The sequence below is a fragment of the Citricoccus parietis genome, assembly GCF_042433045.1.
GTDB classification, from domain to species: domain Bacteria; phylum Actinomycetota; class Actinomycetes; order Actinomycetales; family Micrococcaceae; genus Citricoccus; species Citricoccus parietis.
Window position 1 is genome coordinate 1 of the sequence record NZ_JBHLWH010000006.1, and the last position, 20,698, is coordinate 20,698.

General features: G+C 66.3%; 22 protein-coding genes and 1 pseudogene. 15 read left to right on the plus strand and 8 right to left on the minus strand.

Annotated features, from left to right (window positions below; translation table 11 throughout):
* The 6 genes from ACFFIO_RS02045 to ACFFIO_RS02070 all read left to right on the plus strand — a co-directional run.
* The coding region (locus ACFFIO_RS02045; protein WP_378040012.1) for a transposase at positions 1-545 on the plus strand (545 nt) is incomplete at its 5' end.
* Positions 526-957: a type 2 periplasmic-binding domain-containing protein gene (locus tag ACFFIO_RS02050; RefSeq protein ID WP_378040013.1), complete on the plus strand. Its 432-nt coding sequence runs from the start codon at positions 526-528 to the stop codon at positions 955-957. The genes ACFFIO_RS02045 and ACFFIO_RS02050, both read left to right, overlap by 20 nt.
* Before the next feature lie 23 nt (positions 958-980).
* Positions 981-1,937: a phosphate ABC transporter permease subunit PstC gene (gene pstC, locus ACFFIO_RS02055; protein ID WP_201301234.1), complete on the plus strand. Its 957-nt coding sequence runs from the start codon at positions 981-983 to the stop codon at positions 1,935-1,937.
* Positions 1,937-2,857 (plus strand): phosphate ABC transporter permease PstA, encoded by a 921-nt coding sequence (gene pstA / locus ACFFIO_RS02060; RefSeq protein WP_159554244.1) that lies wholly within the window; start codon positions 1,937-1,939, stop codon positions 2,855-2,857. The genes pstC and pstA overlap by 1 nt, the downstream gene beginning before the upstream one ends.
* A 103-nt stretch (positions 2,858-2,960) precedes the next feature.
* Positions 2,961-3,731: a phosphate ABC transporter ATP-binding protein PstB gene (gene pstB, locus ACFFIO_RS02065; RefSeq protein WP_201301309.1), complete on the plus strand. Its 771-nt coding sequence runs from the start codon at positions 2,961-2,963 to the stop codon at positions 3,729-3,731.
* Entirely contained in the window at positions 3,728-4,501 is a 774-nt protein-coding gene (locus tag ACFFIO_RS02070; protein ID WP_159554241.1) for a response regulator transcription factor, read from the plus strand. Before pstB ends, ACFFIO_RS02070 begins: the two co-directional genes overlap by 4 nt.
* Here the strand turns inward: ACFFIO_RS02070 and ACFFIO_RS02075 are convergent.
* The 4 genes from ACFFIO_RS02075 to ACFFIO_RS02090 all read right to left on the minus strand — a co-directional run bounded on the left by ACFFIO_RS02075 (position 4,492) and on the right by ACFFIO_RS02090 (position 7,485).
* Positions 4,492-5,523, minus strand: a complete 1,032-nt coding sequence (locus ACFFIO_RS02075) for an arsenate reductase/protein-tyrosine-phosphatase family protein (protein ID WP_159554239.1) — start codon at positions 5,521-5,523, stop codon at positions 4,492-4,494. The genes ACFFIO_RS02070 and ACFFIO_RS02075 overlap by 10 nt on opposite strands.
* Before the next feature lie 34 nt (positions 5,524-5,557).
* Positions 5,558-5,893, minus strand: coding sequence for an ArsR/SmtB family transcription factor (locus tag ACFFIO_RS02080; protein ID WP_159554237.1), 336 nt, complete (start codon positions 5,891-5,893; stop codon positions 5,558-5,560).
* A 72-nt stretch (positions 5,894-5,965) separates the two neighbouring features.
* Positions 5,966-7,081 carry an ArsO family NAD(P)H-dependent flavin-containing monooxygenase gene (locus ACFFIO_RS02085; RefSeq protein WP_159554235.1) on the minus strand — a complete coding sequence of 372 codons (1,116 nt, stop codon included), beginning with the start codon at positions 7,079-7,081 and terminating at the stop codon, positions 5,966-5,968.
* 26 nt (positions 7,082-7,107) lie between these two features.
* Positions 7,108-7,485, minus strand: a complete 378-nt coding sequence (locus tag ACFFIO_RS02090) for an ArsR/SmtB family transcription factor (protein ID WP_159554233.1) — start codon at positions 7,483-7,485, stop codon at positions 7,108-7,110.
* A gap of 80 nt (positions 7,486-7,565) precedes the next feature.
* On the opposite strand from ACFFIO_RS02090, the gene arsB reads away from it, so the two are divergent.
* The 9 genes and pseudogenes from arsB (at position 7,566) to ACFFIO_RS02135 (ending at position 15,078) form a co-directional block, all read left to right on the plus strand.
* On the plus strand, positions 7,566-8,684 hold the full coding sequence (arsB, locus tag ACFFIO_RS02095) for an ACR3 family arsenite efflux transporter (RefSeq protein WP_159554231.1): 1,119 nt from the start codon (positions 7,566-7,568) through the stop codon (positions 8,682-8,684).
* Between the two features lie 28 nt (positions 8,685-8,712).
* Complete coding sequence (locus tag ACFFIO_RS02100) at positions 8,713-9,159, plus strand: arsenate-mycothiol transferase ArsC (RefSeq protein WP_159554229.1); 447 nt, start codon at positions 8,713-8,715, stop codon at positions 9,157-9,159.
* Positions 9,160-9,200: 41 nt separating this feature from the next.
* Complete coding sequence (locus ACFFIO_RS02105) at positions 9,201-9,656, plus strand: arsenate reductase ArsC (protein ID WP_159554227.1); 456 nt, start codon at positions 9,201-9,203, stop codon at positions 9,654-9,656.
* Positions 9,657-9,670: 14 nt separating this feature from the next.
* Positions 9,671-10,684 carry a thioredoxin-disulfide reductase gene (gene trxB, locus ACFFIO_RS02110; protein ID WP_159554225.1) on the plus strand — a complete coding sequence of 338 codons (1,014 nt, stop codon included), beginning with the start codon at positions 9,671-9,673 and terminating at the stop codon, positions 10,682-10,684.
* On the plus strand, positions 10,677-12,137 hold the full coding sequence (locus tag ACFFIO_RS02115; RefSeq protein ID WP_159554223.1) for an FAD-dependent oxidoreductase: 1,461 nt from the start codon (positions 10,677-10,679) through the stop codon (positions 12,135-12,137). The genes trxB and ACFFIO_RS02115 overlap by 8 nt, the downstream gene beginning before the upstream one ends.
* Before the next feature lie 42 nt (positions 12,138-12,179).
* Positions 12,180-12,809: an arsenate reductase ArsC gene (locus ACFFIO_RS02120; RefSeq protein WP_159554221.1), complete on the plus strand. Its 630-nt coding sequence runs from the start codon at positions 12,180-12,182 to the stop codon at positions 12,807-12,809.
* Between the two features lie 359 nt (positions 12,810-13,168).
* On the plus strand, positions 13,169-14,425 hold the full coding sequence (locus ACFFIO_RS02125) for an MFS transporter (protein ID WP_159554219.1): 1,257 nt from the start codon (positions 13,169-13,171) through the stop codon (positions 14,423-14,425).
* A gap of 126 nt (positions 14,426-14,551) precedes the next feature.
* A pseudogene (locus ACFFIO_RS02130) lies at positions 14,552-14,740 on the plus strand (arsenic resistance protein); the annotation flags it as partial.
* A gap of 164 nt (positions 14,741-14,904) precedes the next feature.
* Positions 14,905-15,078, plus strand: coding sequence for a hypothetical protein (locus ACFFIO_RS02135; protein WP_159554217.1), 174 nt, complete (start codon positions 14,905-14,907; stop codon positions 15,076-15,078).
* 44 nt (positions 15,079-15,122) lie between these two features.
* Here the strand turns inward: ACFFIO_RS02135 and ACFFIO_RS02140 are convergent, their stop codons facing one another.
* The 4 genes from ACFFIO_RS02140 to ACFFIO_RS02155 form a co-directional block, all read right to left on the minus strand.
* Positions 15,123-16,421 (minus strand): Y-family DNA polymerase, encoded by a 1,299-nt coding sequence (locus ACFFIO_RS02140; protein ID WP_188806896.1) that lies wholly within the window; start codon positions 16,419-16,421, stop codon positions 15,123-15,125.
* Entirely contained in the window at positions 16,402-16,770 is a 369-nt protein-coding gene (locus ACFFIO_RS02145) for a LexA family protein (RefSeq protein ID WP_159555318.1), read from the minus strand. The genes ACFFIO_RS02140 and ACFFIO_RS02145 overlap by 20 nt, the downstream gene beginning before the upstream one ends.
* Before the next feature lie 471 nt (positions 16,771-17,241).
* Entirely contained in the window at positions 17,242-17,853 is a 612-nt protein-coding gene (locus tag ACFFIO_RS02150) for a hypothetical protein (RefSeq protein WP_201301233.1), read from the minus strand.
* Between the two features lie 420 nt (positions 17,854-18,273).
* Entirely contained in the window at positions 18,274-19,779 is a 1,506-nt protein-coding gene (locus tag ACFFIO_RS02155; protein WP_159554215.1) for a heparan-alpha-glucosaminide N-acetyltransferase domain-containing protein, read from the minus strand.
* Between the last annotated feature and the right edge of the window lie 919 nt (positions 19,780-20,698).

A 20,698-nucleotide genomic window follows, 5' to 3' on the forward strand; every position in this document is an offset into this window, starting at 1 on the left:
CCGCGACCCAGATCGCCACGACCGCGGCGTGGCGCACCCGCGACGAAGAGCTCGCCACGGCCACCGCCCGTGGTGAAGCGATCCGGCTCGCCAAACGCGTCGCCGTCCTCGACGGCGAGCTCAAGGAGATCACCACGCGGATCACGGACCTGGTCCGGCAGAGCCCCGCCGGTGGCCTGCTCAACCAGCCCGGCATCGGCCCAGTCACCGCCGCCGTCGCGCTGACCGCGTGGTCACACCTGGGCCGCATTCGATCCGAGTCCGCGTTCGCCAGCCTCGCTGGAACCAGCCCCATCCCCGCGTCATCGGGCAACACCGTCCGGCACCGGATCAACCGGGGTGGCGACCGGCGCCTCAACCGAGCACTCCACATGGCCGTCGTCACCCGCATGCGAATGGACCCGCGAACCCGCGCCTACGTCGAGCGCCGTACCGCCGAAGGGCGCACCCTCCGGGAGATCCGTCGCTGCCTCAAGCGCTACCTCGCCCGCGACATCTACCGCCGCCTCAACACCGCCGCTCAGAATGAGCTCACCGGGGCTTGACAGACATAGGAGATTCAACGGTGAGGAGGGCGCCATCCGGACCGACTACTCCCCGTCCGAGGATGACAATGTCACTGTGCAGGGCGTGTCCGGCTCCGCCGGCGCGCTGGGCTTCCTGGGCCTGTCCTACGCCATGGAGAACCCCGACACGCTGAAGCTGATCGACGTGGACGGCGGCGAGGGTTGCATCACACCGTCGGAGGAGACCGTCCAGGACGAGTCCTACCAGCCGCTGGGCCGCCCGCTATTCATCTACGTGGCCAACGCCTCCTACCAGGACAAGTCGCAGGTCCAGGACTTCGTGGACTTCTACGTGGAGAACTCCACGGAGATCGCCGAGGCCGCCCAGTTCATCGGACTGACCGAGGAGCAGACGCAGACGGCCCAGGACCAGCTCGCCGAGCTGAACTGATCGCCCGAAGGATCGTACGCATCGTGAGTATCACCACAACCCGGGGGACGGCAGCAGCAGCTCTGTCGTCCCCCACGGGGTCCCGTCATTTCAAGGCCAAGTCCCGCCCGGGGGAACGCGTCATCATCTGGGCCCTGCGGTTCGCGGCACTGCTGACGGTCGCCACCACCGTCGGCATCGTGGTCTCCCTGGTCGTTCCCGCGGTGGAGTTCTTTACCGAGATCAACGTCGGGGACTTCCTGTTCGGGGACCGATGGGCTCCACGATTCGCCGAGGCGTCCTTCGGCGTCCTGCCGCTGATCACAGCAACGGCATGGACCACGGGCATTTCACTGCTCGTGGCAGTTCCCCTGGGATTGGGGGCGGCTATCTACCTGTCCGAGTACGCCCGGCCACGGGTGCGCAAGGTACTCAAGCCCGTGCTCGAGGTGCTGGCGGGCATCCCGACGGTGGTATACGGATTGTTCGCTCTGACCTTCGTGCAGTCGGTGGTCTTCAAGCAGTGGCTCGAACTGCCGACCGGGGCCTTCAGCGTGCTCGCGGCCGGCCTGGTCATGGGCGTGATGATCGTCCCGACCATCGCCTCGATCTCCGAAGACGCCCTCTCGGCCGTGCCGATGTCCCTGCGGCAAGGCTCGGCGGCGCTGGGCGCCAACCGCATGCAGACCTCGCTGAAGATCGTCGTGCCGGCAGCGGTGTCCGGAATCGTCGCGGCCGTCGTGCTCGGAGTGTCACGGGCGATCGGCGAGACGATGATCGTGGCCATGGCCGCCGGCCAGCAGGCCCGGATGGTTGCTGGTCCGCTGGAGCAGGGCCAGACAATGACCGGTTTCATGGCCAGTGCCGCCCTGGGCGACTCCCGGGTCGGATCACTGGAGTACAACACGCTCTTCGCGGTGGGGCTTCTGCTGTTCGCCCTGACCCTGGTGGTCAACATGATCAGCATCCAGATCGTCCGCCGCCTCAGGAAGGCCTACTGATGAGCAGTACTGCACACCGGACCTCCCCGGCCCCGAAGACCTCCCGCGGACTGAAGCAGACCGGCTTCTTCCAGGGTGAGCGCTCCCCAGCCGCACTGGTAGTGCTGTTCGCCCTGTGGGCCTGTCTGGCCTTCGCCGTACTGTTCCTGCTGGTGCTGCTGGTCACGACATTCCTGGACGGACGCGAGATGTTCTCCTGGCACCTGATCACGGACTATGCCTCCTCCGACCCGGAGCAGGCCGGGGCCCGCGCGGCGATCCTGGGCTCGGTCTGGGTCATCGCCACCACGGCGGTGATGACGATTCCCATCGGAGTAGCCGCAGCCGTCTACATGGAGGAGTTCGCCGACCACAACAAGTGGTGGAACCGGGCCATCGAGGTCAACGTCCAGAACCTGGCGGCGGTCCCGTCAATCATCTACGGCCTGGTGACCCTCGGGGTGCTCACCGCACTGAACATCGTCCAGCGCAACATCGTCATTGCCGGGGCCATCGCGCTGAGCCTGTTAATCCTGCCGGTCGTCATCGTCGCCACCCGCGAGGCCATCCGAAGCGTGCCGAACGAGATCCGTCAGGGATCCCTGGCCTTGGGGGCCACGCAGTGGCAGACCACCTGGCGGCAGGTGCTGCCCTCCTCGGTGCCCGGCATCGCCACCGGCTCCATCCTGGCCCTGTCGCGGGCGATGGGCGAGGCTGCACCGCTGCTGGTCCTCGGAGCGCTGGTCTTCGTCACGTTCGACCCCACGAGCATCTTCGACCAGTTCTCCACGATGCCGATCCAGACCTTCAACTGGGCCTCCCGCCCCCAGGAGGAGTTCCATCAACTGGCGTCGGCCACCAGCATCCTGCTGCTGGTCCTGCTGCTGGCGATGAACGCCGTGGCCATCACGATCCGAAACATCTACGAGAAGCGTTGGTGACATGAACAACACAATGCCCGCAGCCCCCGCCACCGACGACGTGGCCGCCCATCTCGGTGAGTCGTCACCGGGCACCCACCTGGAGCGGCCCGACAACCCGATCATGGCCTGCGAGGATGTCGACATCTTCTACGGCGATTTCAAGGCCGTCTCGAACGTGTCGCTTCAGTTCGGCTTCAATGAAATCACCGCCCTGATCGGGCCCTCCGGGTGTGGCAAGTCCACGGTCCTTCGCTCGCTCAACCGGATGAACGACCTCATTGAGGGGGCCCGGGTCGAGGGGACCATCACTTTCCGGGGCGAGGAGATCTACGGCAAGAAGGTCGACCCCATCGAGGTCCGGCGCCGGATCGGGATGGTGTTCCAGAAGGCCAACCCTTTCCCGAAGTCGATCTACGACAACGTCGCCTACGGCCCCCGGGTCTCCGGCATGAAGGTCGAGAGCATGGACGAGCTGGTGGAGAGTTCCCTGAGGGCAGCCGCCCTGTGGGACGAGGTCAAGGACAAGCTCAAAGACTCCGGGCTGGGCCTGTCCGGGGGCCAGCAGCAGCGCCTGTGCATTGCCCGGACCATCGCCGTGCGTCCGGATGTGATCCTGATGGATGAGCCCTGTTCGTCGCTGGATCCGATCGCCACGTTGCGCATTGAGGATCTAATGCACGAGCTCAAGCAGGATTTCTCCATCGTCATCGTGACTCACAACATGCAGCAGGCGGCCCGGGTCGCGGATCGGACCGCGTTCTTCACGGCGCTTTCGGCCGAGGGCTCCGGTGACCGGACCGGCGTGCTTGTCGAGTACGCCCCGACGCGGAAGATCTTCGACGACCCGGCCGACCAGCGGACGGAGGACTACGTCTCTGGGCGCTTCGGATGACCACCGCAGTGCACCCGCACCGCACCGCTGGCGCCCATCGCCCAGATCTGGTCATGGCGCTGTCCGGGATCCTCCGCGTCCTGGTCGTCGGCAACCCGGACCAGGTCCTGGAAGGCACCGACGACGAGCACCTCGCCGCCGGGCTGGAGGTGTTCACCGCAGCCGACGGGTCAGCCGGGCTGCTGATGGCTGGAGAGCTCAAACCGGACCTTGTCGTGGCCCATGCCGAGCTGGGCGGCGTCGACGTCGTGGCCTTCGTGTCGGCGGTGCGGCGCTGGTCCTTGGTTCCCGTCCTGGTCACCATTCCAGCGCAGACCGGGTCCGTGGACACGGCCTTCCGAGTGCTGGAGGCCGGCGCCAATGGCCTGTGCCACGGAATCTTGGATGCCCGCCGTCTGGTCGAGGTGGCCGGCCGGACCCTACCCCGACGGCCGGGACGGTCACGCCGGCTGATCCTGGGTCCCTTGGTCCTGGACTGCGGGTCCATGGTGCTCAGCGGCGAGCAAGGCCAAACCCAGCTGAGCGTCAAGGAATATCTGGTGCTGGTGGAGCTGATGTCCGCCAGTCCGCAGATCCGCACCGCCGCCGAGCTCGTCGAAGCCGGCGGCTTCCCCCAACGCCAGCAGTCCAAGGCCCTGCCGGTCACCATCGGCAGGCTACGCCGGAAGCTCGGCGCCGTGGAAGTCGACGGAGGGCGCTATCTGACTACTATCCGCAGGGTGGGTTACCGGATGGGATTGCCGGATTCCCGGCCGACCAATCAAGGCTGATGGTGCTCCGACCTGCTGGGGGACAGTGACCGCCACAGGTCCTCCACCCGGTGCTGGATCTCATCGCGCATTACTCGTTGGGCCTGAAGATCATGGGTCGGGGGGACTTCGATCGCCCAGTCCAGGTAGATCCTGCCCGGATAGACTGGGCAGGCGTCCCCGCAGCCCATCGTGATGACCACATCAGAGGCCTGGACAATCTCATCGGTGAGCGGCTTGGGGAATTCCCCCAGTAGGGAGCAGCCGATCTCGTCCAGCACCTCCACCACCTCTGGAGCGATATCGGTGGCCGGCGCGGATCCGGCCGAGCGCACATGGACTTGGTCGCCGCCGATGAACTTCAGGATGCTGGCCGCGATCTGGGACCGATGGCTGTTGGCCACACAGACGAACAAGACCTGCGGGACCGGGCGCATCTCGATGCCCCGCGCCAGTGCCAGGGCGTGCAGCCGTTCTGTCGCGAACCGGCTGGTCAAGGACGCCAGATAGCGCTGGACCCGGCTGCGGGAACGCAGCAGAAAGTACGTCTCACGCACGTAGCGATGCACGGTCTCGGCGGAGAACGTCGCGGAGAACCGGTGCGCGAGCTGGTCGGCGATCCGGTGGATGACCGGCGGAACCTCCTGTCCCGGCGGCGGTGTCGGGCCGGGGACGGGGTGAGGCCCCAATGGCCGGTCATCGGAGCCGACCCCTGATTGCACCCCGGGAGCATCAGTTGGAAGCGGACCCGGGCCCGGGCGCTTGTCCAACAGCGAGCTGAACCTGATCCAGGCATCTGCCGTCGGGGACACCCGGGGATCGCCGGCACGATCACCGCGTTGCCAGTGCACGAGCCCGGCCTGCGCGAGAGCATCCAAGGCTTCATCGACGGCTTCCGGGGCTATTCCCAGTGTTTCCGCGATCCCAGCGGCCGAGGCCGAGTAGTCAGGCAGAGAGGTCAACAGGCTCAGGACAGACAATCGTTCCGGGTGGGCCAGCACCAGGACCTGACGGGCCCGGTCGAGGGCCTCGGTTGGGTCCATGGCCTTCTGAGGCAGGCTGGCTTCTTCCACTGGACTACCGCAGCAGGTCGGAGATGGACCCGGCGTGTTCGGCAGCGATGGAATACCAGGTTTGCCGCCCGGTTTGGGACTTGCACACGATTCCTTCGTCCAACAAGATCCGCAGGTGGTGGCTAATAGTCGGCTGTCTGAACGTCAGCGCGTCCGTGAGTTCCTTGACCGTCGTCCCCTCCGGGCCGGCACCGTTCATCAGGGCCAGCAGCTGAATCCGCGTTGGATCCGCCAGGGCACGCAGCATCCTCGCCAGGTTCTCCGCTGTACTCCGATCGGGGGCCAGATGCCCGTGGCTCGTGGGAGCGGGCGCGTCGAACTCGGGCATCGGGGAACTCATAGACACCAGTTTATGGGATCTGGGGGCCGCAGGATTTCCGGCCACGTCCGGGCCAAAGCATCCTGGCGCATATCAGATGGCGGACGCGGCATGTCGGGCCGCAGCAGTGGCAGTCTCGCGGGCAGGGGCGCCAACGCCGATCAGGGTGGCCGAGGCCGGACCGCACCAGTCCCCGTAGCCGAGGAAGAACAGTCCCGCCCGGTCGCGGGATCGGGTCGGCAGATCACCCGCGGTCACTGGGGCTGCCCCATTCATGTCCAGCCCCAGTGGCCGAACGTGGCCCAGATCGGGGCGGAAGCCGGTGCACCAGATCACCGCATCGGTCTCCTGCTGGCGCCCGTCAGCCCATTGAACGCCAGTGGGTGTGAAGCCAGAGAACATCGGCTGGGCCTCCAGGTGGCCGGCGTCGCGGGCCTGCCGTACTGGGGGGATCGCGACGATGTCGCCCAGCGATCCGACCCCACCGCCAGTAAAATCCCCTCGCTCTAGGGCGTGGACATGGCCGGTGGCGAGCTGGAACAGGGCCCGGCCGTCGACCTCGTCGGGCAGGTAGCGCGGGGGTCGGCGGGTCACCCAAGTGACCGAGGCGGCGGCCGGCAGCAGATCGGCGGCGATCTGCGCGCCCGAGTTGCCTCCGCCGACCACCACGACCCGATGTCCGGTGAACGACTTGCGGCTCCGGTAGCCGGTGGTGTGCAGTTGAGACCCGGTGAACTTCTCCGCCCCGGGCATTGTTGGCACGAAGGGGCGGCGCCAGGAGCCAGTGGCGTTGACGACGACGCGGCTGATCCAGGCTCCCTGGTCAGTCAGAGTGCGATACCGGCCGTCGGGCAGGTCTTCGACAGCCACAACGGTCACGGGACGGTGGACCGGCAGGGCATACCGTTCCTCATAGGTTCGCAGGTAGGACACCACATGGCCGGCCGAGGGGTTGCCCGGACTGGCCCAGGCCGGCATGCGGTAACCGGGCAAAGAGCTGTAGGCGGCCGGGGAGAAAAGTTCCAGGGTGTCCCAGTAATGCTGCCAGGCCCCACCGGGTTGCTCATTGGCGTCAAGGATCGCGAAACTGGGAGCTGGCCCGCCGCGCCCACGGGCGGCATCCCGGGACAAACGGTGCAAATAAAACCCGACAGCCAGTCCGGCCTGACCTCCGCCGATGACTAAGACATCGACAGCGCGAGTCTCCACCGTTTCCCTGTCGGTGTGGCGTGCGATCAGCCCAGCTCCAGCATCCGCCGCAACCCCGCGAAGGCCTCCGGCACCACACTGTAATGGGCCCACTTGCCGCGTTGCTCTCGGGTGAGCAAGCCGGCGTCGACCAGTTTCTTCATGTGGTGACTGACGGTGGGCTGACTGATCCCCAGCTCGTCAGTGAGGTCACACGCGCACACCGCCCCGCAGCCCTGGGCGGCGATGTGGGACAACAGGCGCAGTCGCATGGGGTCGGCCAGGGCCTTGAGCATGCCGGCGGCCCGCTGGGCCTCATCGGCACCGATCGGTCCGTTCGTCAGGGAGCAGCACTCCTGGGCGACCAGGACCGGTCTGCGGCGATCGGTGTAGGTCGGGGCGGAGAAGGCAACTGTGGAAACCATCACCCCATCTTACATTGACGTATGTCAATATGACCAGTAGTGTTCCCATCGATGGTTATCGATACGAGAGATGGGCCTGCATGAGCACCACCACCGCCCCTGCCCCGCACCAACCGGTGATGAAGGAGATGTCCTTCCTCGACCGTTGGCTGCCGGCCTGGATTCTGCTGGCCATGGTGGCCGGCCTGGCCCTGGGCCGCTTCATCCCCGGTCTGAACACTGCGCTGGAGGCGGTGAAGATCGGCGAGGTGTCCCTGCCGATCGCCATTGGTCTGCTGGTGATGATGTACCCCGTCCTCGCCAAGGTCCGCTATAACGAGACCCGACGCATCGCTGGGGACAAGCGGCTCATGATCACCTCGCTGGTGTTGAACTGGGTCGTCGGTCCGGCCCTGATGTTCGCTCTGGCCTGGATGCTCCTGCCGGACCTGCCCGAGTACCGCACCGGCCTGATCATCGTCGGCCTGGCGCGCTGCATCGCCATGGTCTTCATCTGGAACGACTTGGCCTGCGGGGACCGCGAGGCCGCCGCCGTCCTGGTGGCCATCAACTCCGTCTTCCAGGTCTTCGCCTTCGGCGCCCTGGGCTGGTTCTACCTCCAGGTCCTCCCGTCCTGGCTGGGCCTGCCGACCACCTCGGCCGATTTCTCCGTCTGGTCCATCGTCCTCAGCGTGCTGGTATTCCTGGGCATTCCTCTGTTTGCCGGCTTCCTGACGCGCTACTTCGGTGAGAAGGCCAAGGGACGCACTTGGTACGAGGAGACGTTCCTGCCGCGTATCGGCCCCTGGGCCCTGTACGGGCTGTTGTTCACCATCGTGCTGCTGTTCGCCCTGCAGGGTGAGGCCATCACCACCAACCCGTGGGACGTCGCTCGGATCGCCCTGCCGTTGCTGGCCTACTTCGTGTTGATGTTCGGCATCGCCCTGCTCGCTTCCAAGGCCGTGGGACTGAACTACGCCAAGTCCACGACCGTGGCCTTCACCGCGGCCGGCAACAACTTCGAGCTGGCCATCGCCGTGGCCATCGGCACCTTCGGCGTCACCTCCGGTCAGGCCCTGGCCGGCGTCGTCGGCCCCCTGATCGAGGTCCCCGTCCTCGTCGGCCTCGTCTACGTGTCCCTGTGGGCCGGCCGCAAGCTTTTCCCCGGAGACCCCACCGTCCCCGCTCGCGCTGAGACCGCCTCCGCGAACCACGCCTGAACCGTCGACCGACAGGAGACCCGTAGAGATGACCACCGAGCCACCATCCTCATCCCGCCCCTCCGTGCTGTTCATCTGCGCCAAGAACGGCGGCAAGTCCCAGATGGCTGCGGCCCTGATGGAACACCGGGCCGCCGGAGCTGTCGAGGTCCACTCCGCCGGCACCAAGCCGGGCGAGACGATCAACGCGCTCTCGGCCGAGGTCATCGCCGAGTCCGGCGCCGACATGTCCGCAGGGCACCCCAAGCCCATCGACCCGGGCCTGCTGGCCCGCGTGGACCGGGTGGTTGTCCTCGGCGGCGAGGCCAACGTCGAGCCGGTCGACGGCATGGCCGGCGATATCGAGACCTGGCACACCGACGAGCCCTTTGCCCGTGGCATCGAGGGAGCCGAGCGCATGCGCCTGGTTCGCGACGACATCGACGCCCGGGTCAAGGCACTGCTGGCCGAGCTCACCGACTCCACCACCTCCTGATACTCCGACGCCCGCACTCGCCGACAGATTTGGATCGCCCGATGACCGCAGAGACCACCACTGAAACCACCGAGGAAGCCACAGATCGACCGTCGGTGCTGTTCGTCTGCGTGCACAACGCCGGCCGCTCCCAGATGGCCGCTGCCTACCTGTCCCACCTGGCCGAGAGCCGGATCGAGGTCCGCTCCGCGGGATCCGCCCCGGCCGAGTCGGTCAATCCGGCGGCCGTGGAGGCGATGGCCGAAGAGGGCATCGACATCAGCGCGAACCAACCTAAGGTGCTGTCCGATCAGGCCGTGAAGGACTCCGACGTGGTCATCACCATGGGTTGCGGAGACGCCTGCCCGTTCTTCCCCGGCAAGCGCTACGAGGACTGGAAGCTCGAAGACCCGGCCGGCCAGGGCATCGAAGGCGTCCGCCCCATCCGCGACGACATCAAGGTCCGCATCCAACAGCTCATCACCGAGCTGCTGCCCGCCGGGTCAACGACGAACTGAAGGTGAGCCTCCCCATGGACAACACGATCACCGACACCACCATCTCCGACGCTGCCACCGACCAACTGATCATCATTGGTTCGGGCCCCGCCGGCTACACCGCGGCGATCTACGCCGCCCGGGCCGGACTGGCCCCGCGGGTCATAGCCGGCTCCGTCACTCACGGCGGGGCGCTGATGAACACCACCGAGGTGGAGAACTTCCCCGGTTTCCCCGGCGGCATTCAAGGTCCCGAGTTGATGGCCGGACTGGCCGAACAGGCCACCCGGTTCGGCGCGATCATCGAGTATGACGACGCCGCTACCGTGCAGCTCAAGGACCATCTCAAAGAGGTCACCACCCTGGCCGGGAAAACATACCAGGCCCCTGCGGTGATCATGGCTACCGGCTCCGCCTACAAAGAACTCGGCCTGCCCGAGGAGAAGCAACTCAGCGGGCACGGGGTGTCCTGGTGCGCCACCTGTGACGGATTCTTCTTCCGAGACCAGGACATCATCGTGGTCGGCGGCGGGGACTCGGCCATGGAAGAGGCCCTCTTCCTGACCCGCTTCGCGCGCACCGTGACCATCGTGGTCCGCAGGGACGCCTTGCGGGCCTCGAAGATCATGGCCGCCCGAGCCAAGGATAACGAGAAGATCCGCTTCGCCTACAACAGTCGAATCGCCGCCATTCACGGCCAGGACAAGGTCACCGGTATGACCCTGACCGACACCATCACCGGGGACACTCGCGAACTATCCGCGTCCGGGGTGTTCGTGGCGATCGGGCATCTGCCCCGCACCGAACTGGTCACCGGCCAGCTCGACCTGGACGACGAGGGATACATCCTCGTGGACGCCCACACCACCGCCACCAACCTGCCCGGGGTCTTCGCCTGCGGCGACGCCGTGGACCACCGCTACCGCCAGGCCATCACCGCCGCCGGTACCGGGTGCTCTGCCGCCCTGGACGCCGAACGCTACCTAGCCGCCCTGCACGACGCCGACAGCATTGCCGCTGCACTGATCGAGGAGCCGACCCATGTCTGACACCACCACTACCAAGGCCACCACCGGAGCCGACGGTACGACGGTTCTGCCGGTCGTCGTCATCGGCGCCGGACCCGTCGGGCTGGCCGCCGCCGCCCACCTTTTGGAGCGCGGTCTGACTCCGCTGCTGCTGGAAGCCGGTGCTGAGGTCGGCGCCTCCATCCGCGACTGGGGCCACACCCACCTGTTCTCGCCCTGGCAGTACAACATCGACGCCGCCGCCGAACGCCTGCTGCTCGCCGCCGGCTGGACCGCCCCGAACCTGCAGGGCCTGCCCACCGGAACCCAACTGGTCACTCAGTATCTAGAACCCCTGGCCACCACCACGACGCTGGCCACCTACGTGCGCACCGATTCCCGCGTCATCGCGGTGACCCGGTCCGGGATGGACAAGACCCGCACCACCGGACGGGCCGAAACCCCGTTCCTGGTCCGGACCCAACACAGCGACGGGACCATGGAAGACATCCAGGCTTCCGCGGTAATCGATGCCGCAGGTACCTGGTCTACCCCGAACCCCTTGGGCCAGTCCGGATTGCCCGCCCCCGGCGAGGTCGAGGCGGTAGCGTCCGGGCGCATCACTGTCGCGTTGCCGGACGTCACCGGCCGGGATCGGCAGACGTTCGCCGGCCGGCATGTGCTCGTGGTCGGGGCCGGGCACTCGGCAGCCAACACCCTGCTCGAGCTCGGTTCCCTGGCCGAGGATGCCCCGGACACCCGGATCTCGTGGGCCGTGCGCTCGGCCGATGTCTCCAGCGTCTACGGGGGCGAGGACCGCGACGAGCTGACCGCCCGCGGCGCGCTGGGCACCCGACTGCGCCACCTCGTCGAGTCCGGCACGATCCAGGTGCACACTTCCTTCACCATTACCGGCTTCAGCGCCGCAGCAGATCATGTGGACGTGCTCGCCTCAACCCCGGCAGGCGACCAGACCCTGGCCGTAGATGTGGTGGTGCCGGCCACCGGCTTCCGCCCGGACCTGTCCATCCTGTCCGAGCTCCGCCTCGAGTTGGACCCGGCCGTAGACGCACCCCGCCAACTCGGGCCCCTGATCGATCCGGAGTTCCACTCCTGCGGCTCCGTGGCCCCTCACGGGGAAAAGATGCTAGCCCACCCGGAACCCGGGTTCTACATCGTGGGCATGAAGAGCTACGGGCGGGCCCCGACCTTCCTGATGGCCACCGGCTATGAGCAGGTACGTTCCATCGCTGCCTCCCTGGCTGGGGACCAGGCTGCTGCGGACAACGTCGAACTACACCTGCCCGAGACGGGGGTCTGCTCTACCGACCTCGGCGGGTCCTGCGACGCACCGGCCCCCGCAGCACAGGAGACGGACCAGGGTTGTTGCGCCCCGGCCCCCGCTCAAGTGGCCGAAGATGGGTGCTGCGGAGCGCCTCAGCCAGTCACCATCGGAGCCGGCCCCTCCACGACCCGAGATTCCGGCTGCTGCTAAGCGCAGCCGGCCGCCAGCCCACCACTGCGTGAAGGAGTCCTCATGACCGAGCCCGCCGAGACCAGGGATACCCACGTCCTGCAACGATCCGCCGAGCACCTGGCTGAAAGGTACACCGGGATGTTCTCCCCGGAGACCGTTGAACGCTACGTCTTCGAGTCCTACACCACGCTGTCCCGCACAGCGAAGGTGCGCACGTATCTGGCCTCCACCGCCACGCATTTCGCGGACAGTCGTCTCCGGGCCTTGGCCCAGGCTGAAGGCAAGATCGATTCCCCGGTCCCGCAGGTGCTCTTCGTCTGTGTGCACAACATCGGCCGCTCCCAGATCGCCGCGGCCCTGCTGGCTCACCATGCCGGAGACCAGGTCGAGGTCCGCTCCGCCGGTTCCCTGCCCCAGTCCGAAGTCCACCCCCTCGTCGTGGAGGTCCTGGCCGAGCGCGGGATCGATCTGTCCGGGGCCTACCCCAAGCCCCTGACCGACGACGTCGTGCGGGCCGCGGACTACGTCATCACCATGGGTTGCGGGGACGCCTGCCCGGTCTACCCCGGCAAGCGCTACCTGGACTGGGAGATCCCCGACCCTGCCGTCGAGACCCTTGACGGGGTCCGAGCCATCGTCGAGAACATTGACACCCACGTCAAAGAGCTCTGGGCACAGATCACGGCCTGACTGCCGCCTCTCCTGCTAGGCGAGCAGACCAGTCAGTCCGACGTCAACCAAGGCCCTCGGAGATAGGTACCTCTGTTCTGCTAATACCCAACGGCCAAACTCCTTCGTCGAGAGGGGATGCCCGCTGTGGACACTGTCCCTGCACCAGAGTGCCTTCGTGGTTCTCCCTCCGGCGAAAGACCGTTCCCGATACCCCTTGCGCCTCGACCCCTACCCGCTTTGAAAGGCTTCACCATGAGCCCCGGCCCGTCCGACGCCGTCCAGGACAGCGCCTCCAAGACCTCGCTTCCCGGGGTTTTCACCGCAGTTGAAGGCTCCGAAGCGCAGTCTTTGCGCAGCACCGCCCAGCTGGTCTGAGCATGGCCATCACGCAGAGATTCACGACCAAGCGCGGCTACGTCGTCGCTGGACTGGGCCTCGGCCAGATCCTCTCGTGGGGTTCGACGTTTTACCTGCTGGCGGTTCTTGCAGCTCCCATCGCCGCGGATACCGGGTGGCCGATTTCCCTAGTGGTGGCGGGCGTCTCGGTGGGTCTAGTTATCGCTGGTCTCGGCTCGCCACGCGTCGGCGCCTTGGTGGCCGGCAACCACGGTCGTGCCGTCCTGGTTGCCAGCGCCCTGCTGCTCGCCTTGGGCCTGACCGTCCTTGGTCTGGGTCCCAATCAGTGGTGGCACCTCGGCGCTTGGCTGATCCTCGGGTTGGGCATGAGCGGCGGACTCTACACCGGAGCGTTCGCAGTTCTGGGACATACTTATGGTCCTTCCGCCCGCTCGGCCATCACCCTCCTGACGCTTTTCGGAGGGTTCGCCAGCACCATCTGCTGGCCGCTGAGTACCTTGCTGGTCAACGAAGTCGGATGGAGGGGGACGGCCCTCATCTACGCAGGGGCGCACCTGCTGGTCACCGCACCCCTGTACGCGCTCACCATTCCTCGACAACCACGTGCGTCAACGCCCAGCGCTGGACCAGCCCGCCCGAACAATGAGAGCCCCCGGTCAGCGGGGCCTCGCTGGCCGTTGATTGTCCTGGTTGCGTGCATCTCCACATTGGGCATGTCCATTGCCGCGTTGATGTCGGTCCACATGTTCACCTTGCTAGCAGGCATCGGCATCGCCGGCACAGCAGCCGTCGTGCTGGCCGCCACCATCGGCCCCTCGCAAGTCGGTGCCAGGTTCATCGAACTGGTCATCGGGCGCAAACACCACCCGTTGTGGACCTTACTGGCCGCGACCCTCGCCACGGCCATGGCAATCAGCTTCCTCGGCACCGGGATCCTGGCACCCACGATCCTCGTCATCATCTACGGGGTGGGCATCGGACTGAGTTCCATCGCCAACGGAACCGTGCCGCTGGCGCTCTTTGGACAAGACCACTACGCCCGGATCATGGGCCGCACCGCCTTGCCATCGCTCCTTGCCCAGGCAGCGGCCCCCCTCATCGGTTCGGTGCTCATCCAACACCTCGGGCACAAAAATACCCTGATGGCACTGGGCCTTTTCGCATCCCTGGCCTTCGTGCTGGCCATGTGGCTGATGGTTCTTCACCGCAACCAGCGAAAGACCGCAGGCACAGCGGCAGAACCCACGGAATCCAACCTCAGCGCTTTCCCTTCCTAGGCCGGATGCAATAGGGCCTTCAGCTGATGGGTTCGGTCACTTGGGGCCGTTGTCGCCGGCGGCGGACCGGTCCTTGGGGGAGGGGACGTTGAGTGCAGCAAGCTGGTCCGGGGTGCCACGGGCGATGTGTTCAGCGGTGCGACCCGCAACTCCCTCGTCGTGCTCCCACTCGTCCTCGCCCTACCTGCCGCGTACGACCTCGCCCCACTCGTCGTCGTCACCCAGACACTCGTCGAGCTCATCATCATGGTTCTCTTCGTGCGGCTTATCCCGCGCCTGATCCCCGCCCGCGGCCCGGAACGCTCGGACGCCTAACCCCGCTGGGCACTGGTCACCCCCGACAAGCGTCAGCACATTTGCGACGACGCTGTTGCATCAGCCGATTAATGCTCAGACCTCGGGCCATCACATACCGTCCACACATGAGCCCCAGTCTGCCGCACCCGACCTCCTGGGCCGAAGGCACATAGGCTGAACGGATGAACATCACCACCGTCATCGAGACCATCCCCGACGATGACACGGGTCGTGGAGATCGGAAGGCCGATGAGTTGACGGCTGAGGGCGAGTCCTACGAGGCGGCGGTTGCCGCGCTGCGTGAGCGAGTGCCCGCCGGCTGGCGCATCATGAATCTGCGCCGCAGCGAGTACTGAGCCGAATGCCCCTCACCACTGGTCCCGGTGTCTGCGGGTGTCCTTCACAGGCGGACAGTGACGAGCTCGTCCCAGTGAGTGGTGGCCCGAGGGGAGAGCATGGCGCGGCGCATCTGCCAGGACGGTGGTGTTCCGAGGCCCCCATATCCCAGGCCAATACTCCCGACCCCGAAGCGGGCCACCACAGCATCTAGGGTGGGGCCGAGCTGCCGGCCCTCACCAGGCGGGCCGAGGCCGGGGAGGGTCTCGGCCTGGCCGGCCGGGCGTAGATCGGTGAGTACGACGCCGGCCCGCACGTACCGGGTGCCCGGACGGATCAACTCGGCTAGCCCTAGGGATCCGCGTGCGATCGTCAGCGGCTCTGCCGTGGGTACGGGCAGCACGGCACTGACCTGGGGTGAGTGGGGTTCCTGGTCTGTGGCGAACGGGGAGGTGGAGGCCCAAGCCGTGAGCACGCGGGCCTGCTGGCCGGCACTGCGGAGGCGGGAGGCGAGTTGCTGGGCGTAGATGGACAGGACTTGGCGCATGGCCGGGGTGGTGGTGACCGGCTCCGAGAAAGATCGGGAGTAGATGAGCTGATCTTTGTACTGGCGGGGTTCTTCTTCCAGGGGGATGCAGGGTGTGCCGCGCAGTTCGCGCACGGTGCGCTCCAGGACCACCGAGAACCGCCGACGCATCTGCCCGGGGTCTTGGGCGGCGAGGTCGGCGGCGGTATGGATATTCAGATTCGCCAGGCGGCGGCCGAGACGTCCGGCCACGCCCCACAAGTCGGTGACGGGGATGCTGGCCAGAATGGCGTCCCGTTGGGTGGGGGAGTAGCCCCCGAAGTGGCACACACCGACTTCGGCTAGCGGGGCGGAGCGCTTCACCCCGAGCAGGGCGACCTTCGCTAGGGTTTTGGTGGGGGCGATGCCCACGCGCACGGGGATCCCGGTGCAGCGGGCCACGTCCTCGCGGATACGCCGGCCGAGCTGCACCAGCTCCTCGACGGTGCCCCGCAGGCCGATGAACGACTCATCAATGCTGTAGACCTCTTGCCAGGCCGCGTGCCGGCCGATGACCTCCATGACCCTCGCCGAGAGGCTGCCGTACAGCTCATAGTTGGAGGACCGCGCCACGATCCCCTGCGCCGCGGCGACGGGCTCGAGCTTGAACCAGGGCATGCCCATGGGGATCCCCAGCGCTTTGGCCTCCTGGGACATGGCCACCACGCAGCCATCGTTGTTGGACAGCACCACCACCGGACGATTCTCCAGGCTCGGGTCGAAGACCCGCTCGCACGAGGCGTAGAAACTGGCGCAGTCCACCAGGGCGATCATGGCCTCACGAGGCGCGGGAGACATGATGCAGTGCCACCGTGACCACACCCCAGACCCGCAGATCCGAGAGTGAGGGAACGGCGATGTCGGGATACGCCGGGTTCTCCGAGGAGAGCACCACGCGGCCGTCGGCGTGGATGCTGAGTCGTTTCACGGTCAGTTCGCCATCGAGCACGGCGATCACCACGTGGCCGTGCTGGGGTCGAATCGAGCGATCGACCACCAGTTCGTCGCCGTCCCAGATCCCGGCACCGGTCATGGAGTGTCCCCGCGCCCGCACCAGGTACGTCGAGGCCCGGTTGGGCATCAGGTGCTCGCTCAGGTCGATCTCGGCGGTGGTGTAGTCCTGGGACGGCGAGGGGAAGCCGGCCATGACCACGCCGTCCTCGACGCGCGTTCGGAGCTGGTCGTCTAGCCCATCGGCCAGGGCCCGGACCTCAGTTGCCAGCAACTCTCCACCCCAATGAATCGAAACTATGTTCGATTGGTAATCGTACACGTGGTAACTGGAGGCCGCTGCCAGAATCTGCTCTCGCCGGCCGCGGTTGGGGCGCTGGTTGGACGGGTGAGGCGACAGGCCTACGAGCCGGCCTTGATGTGGGGCCCAGCGGTTGGCAACGTCCGCAACAATGGCCCGGAAATTGCTGCTGCCCTAGGCGGGTTTGCCCGCCTTGTCCTCAACTGTTGTGGAGGCCCTAACCCCACCCTGTCTTCTGCACTCAGTGCCGTCTCACGTCGTGATCCGCGGTCTTGCAAGTAGGCCGCGCGGCTACTATTGTTTGAAGTGCCCACCGTTACGACGGACAGGGAAGAAGGCCTTAGAACCCCAGCCGGACGACTGGATCTAGGGCCTTTCGTTTTGCCCTGTGGGAATCAGGGATTCGGGAGTGCTCTGCTTGAGGTAGATCGTCTGCTCCAGCGCCTCAAGATATTGGTGCTCCCCTATGTGGGAGGCGTTGACCGCTCCGAGCACTATGTCGGAGATCCATAGCAGGGGCTCATCTCCGCCGCGACGGTGCGAGATGCGGATTCCTCGATCGAGGCCTTGGCCTTGAAGGGCGACAATGTGGGCCCGGTCTCTCTTGTCCTGTGCCTCGGTGCGACATTCGAGGGTGAGATCGTAAACCTCGAGATCAGCGAGTTGATAGTAGAGGACCTCCAGGCACTTGCGACGGAACCGTTCCGTTTTACGCTGACGTTCACTGAGATGGGTCACGATGACATTCATCGGGCCCAGGGCTCCTATGGCTTGCACGATCCGCCGTCGGCTACTGGAGTTCTCATCAGTCCAGTGCAGTTTGATCTGGCCAGGGCGTAGAAGGGGCCGGAGCTCCTCGCGGACCATTTCCACCTGATCGGGCTCCAAGAGTGCCGCACACACCAGGTACTCCTGGGCTGCCTCGCTGCGGGCCACTGAAGACTCATCAAGGTAGGCGTTGAAGGCGGAGATCGGCACCAGTCCAAAGTACTAGGTGAAGACGACCGAAGAACCGAAGCGACCGCCATGCCGCGCGGAGGACGCAGTTTTTGCGCCAACGTAACCCTTGGGCCCGGCCGCCCCTCAATAACTCCCGAACAGTTCACGCTGGTGCCCTCGGAGACTCACAAGCGATGCAAGGAGCGCCTCAGTACGAGCGTTATCGGGCAGGGGCGACATCGATGCCCAAGGCTATCTGGTGCAGGATCAGTGTCCACAGCAGGGATACCGGAGTCGCCTCGGTGGCCAGTCCTTCCATAGACCCACCTCAGTCTCCTCCGGGCCCAGATCCATTACCTACGGGGTGAGGCGGGGTGACTCACGGGGTCCGAGCCAAGGCCTGGGTGACATGTGGGGGGCCAGTTGTGCGGCGTCGGTGGAGACGAAGCCCAGCAGGGCCTAGCCGGTGCCGCTGCCTGGGTCTCGGACCGGGCCGATCTGGTCGGTGTAGCCCGGAGCTTCGTCGTCGGCGAGGTTGATGGTGGTGCCCCGATCGGTCCGGATGGGAGTGCCCCTGGTGGGCCGATCGGTGGAAACCCGAGGATCTTGGCCGGTGCTCGCCTGATCGGGCGAACCGGGAAGTTCTTCGTCGGTGGTGTAGTTGGTGGTATCCCGGGGAGTCTGGACCGAGGTGTCTGAGTGGTGGGTGGCGAGCCCGCCGGTGGGTCCACCGGAGTTGGTGGTTTTGCCGGAAACGAGGCGCCGGCTGCCCTTGACCGACAGGGACACCACCTTCTCCAGCGGGCCTTGGCCGACGGATCGTTGCCAGAACCAGGCGAACGCGACGGCCACCCCCAGGTGCACGAGGAACCACAGAGCGGGTTCGTCGTAGTGGATCTCCAGGGCCAGGACGAGCAGGTGGGCGGAGTAGAGCGTGAGGGTCATGGCGCCCATGGCTGCCAGCGGACTCAGCCATTGCCCCGCCTTGTTGGCGATGAGCAGGAACAGGCCCAGCGCCAGCAGTGCCATGCCGAGGCTGGAGGCGATGGCCAGGGGCATGTTGGTGTGCGGGGTGGTGATGGCCAGCCACCAGCCGGAGGTGTTCGGCACGAGTTCCGGGCCGTAGACGAGGGCTTCGTCCAGGTCGTGCATGGTCATGCCCGGGGTTGCCAGCAGCGCCTCGTAGCCGCCGACGGCGTAGAGCAGGACGTAGGAGGCGAGGCTGGCCAGGATGGCCAGGGCCGCGCCGGCCCCGGCAATGGCGGCCTGCACGGGGATGCTTCGCAGGTTCAGCCGACCCAGGGCCATGCCGGCCAGGATGTAGGTCATGTAGGGCAGGGCCGGGTAGGTGCCGGTCAGCAGCAGTTGGGAGGCGATGGAGACCGGGTCAGCCAGGACGTGCTCAAGGGTCGGGTTGTACGAGACCCAGTCGGGCAACACCGGGGGCAACTGCTGGATCAGGATCGGGGAGACGATGCCGAAGACCGCGGCGCAGATGAACAGGGCCTTGGGTCCGAGGTGCAGGAAGGGGATGGCCAACAGGAAGAACACCGCATAGTAGATCAGGATGCTGTAGGCCGGCGGGTCAACAGGGGGCATGAGCGAGGCGATAAGAAGTGCCACCACGGCGATCAGCACTGCCCTCACAACCAGGCCGACCCGGTTCGCGGTCATCTGCCGGCCGCGGTGCGGTATGCGCCCGCCGGAGGACAGGGCCAGGCCGAGGCCGGCCAGCAGGGCGAAAAGCGCGGCCGAGTCGCCGGAGAATAGTTGCCAGGTGAGGGTGGGCTCGCCGGTCTCCTCTTGGTAGGAGGCCAGGATGTGGATGGCCATCAAACCGATCAGCGCCAGCCCTCGCGCCGCGTCGATGCCGATCAGCCGCTTTCCAGGCCCTTCCTCGGTCCGCTTCTTCGTCGCCGCGGGAGCGCCCACGACGGCTCCCCGGATGGCTTCGTCCGAACTCATGGATCTTCCCTGACTCTCTGTTGGTATCCGGCGACGGCGCATCGAGCACCACCACATCCGGGCCCACGGTGCACATCCGCAGCCAATGTGTAGATAGGTTCGCAGGCGGACATTGAGGGATCCGAGCAGACGTCTCAAGATTCCATGAAGATTCCCGTGTGGATAACAGGGTCTCCACGCAGCCCTCTGACGCCGCCGGGGACGCCTGAGGACCCTGCAAGCTTCACCGCCTGCCGCAGCTCATCTCCCCTGAAAAATTCAAGAGCTCGTGTAGCTCGACTTTCCATGGGTGGCAGGGAGGGCGGCGCGGGCTCCCGGAAGCGGTGCGGGAACTGTCAGGGGACGAGTGGATGTATCGTCAGCCGGTGCCGTGACTGCGGTCGCCTTCGTGGACCCAGGCAATGTCGCGGCGAATCTGACGGCCGACACCCACCCCGGGACTGATTGAGTATCACCCCCTACAAACCCAGCACCCCGCCAGCGGTCACGCTCACCGCCCCACAGGGCTACCCGACTGAGCCACGGGGCGTAGGACCACTACACGTCGCCCACATCTCCGGCGCCGATCCGGGGCGCCCTGCACGCTTTCGGAAGCGGACCGTGTTCTCCGGCCGCCTTCCATAACTCACCAGCCGGTACCCCCGACGGCGTTGCCACCGTGCTGTTCCATCCGCACCACGAACCTGTGGATCTGAGGCCGGGGGGACTGCTGTCATCTGGGTGACACCATGTCTCGATCCCTGATGATGTGTCCCGGTCGGAGGAATCGGCAGAGATGCCTGTCGAGGAACGCGGATGAACCTCACGGCGCAAATTGCTCCGCCGTCACCCTCTTGGACAACCCGGAGCGCACCCCGGTGTCGTCGGGCTCCGTATCCTTGAACCGAACGGCAGGACGATGGATTCGCGCCGACCATGG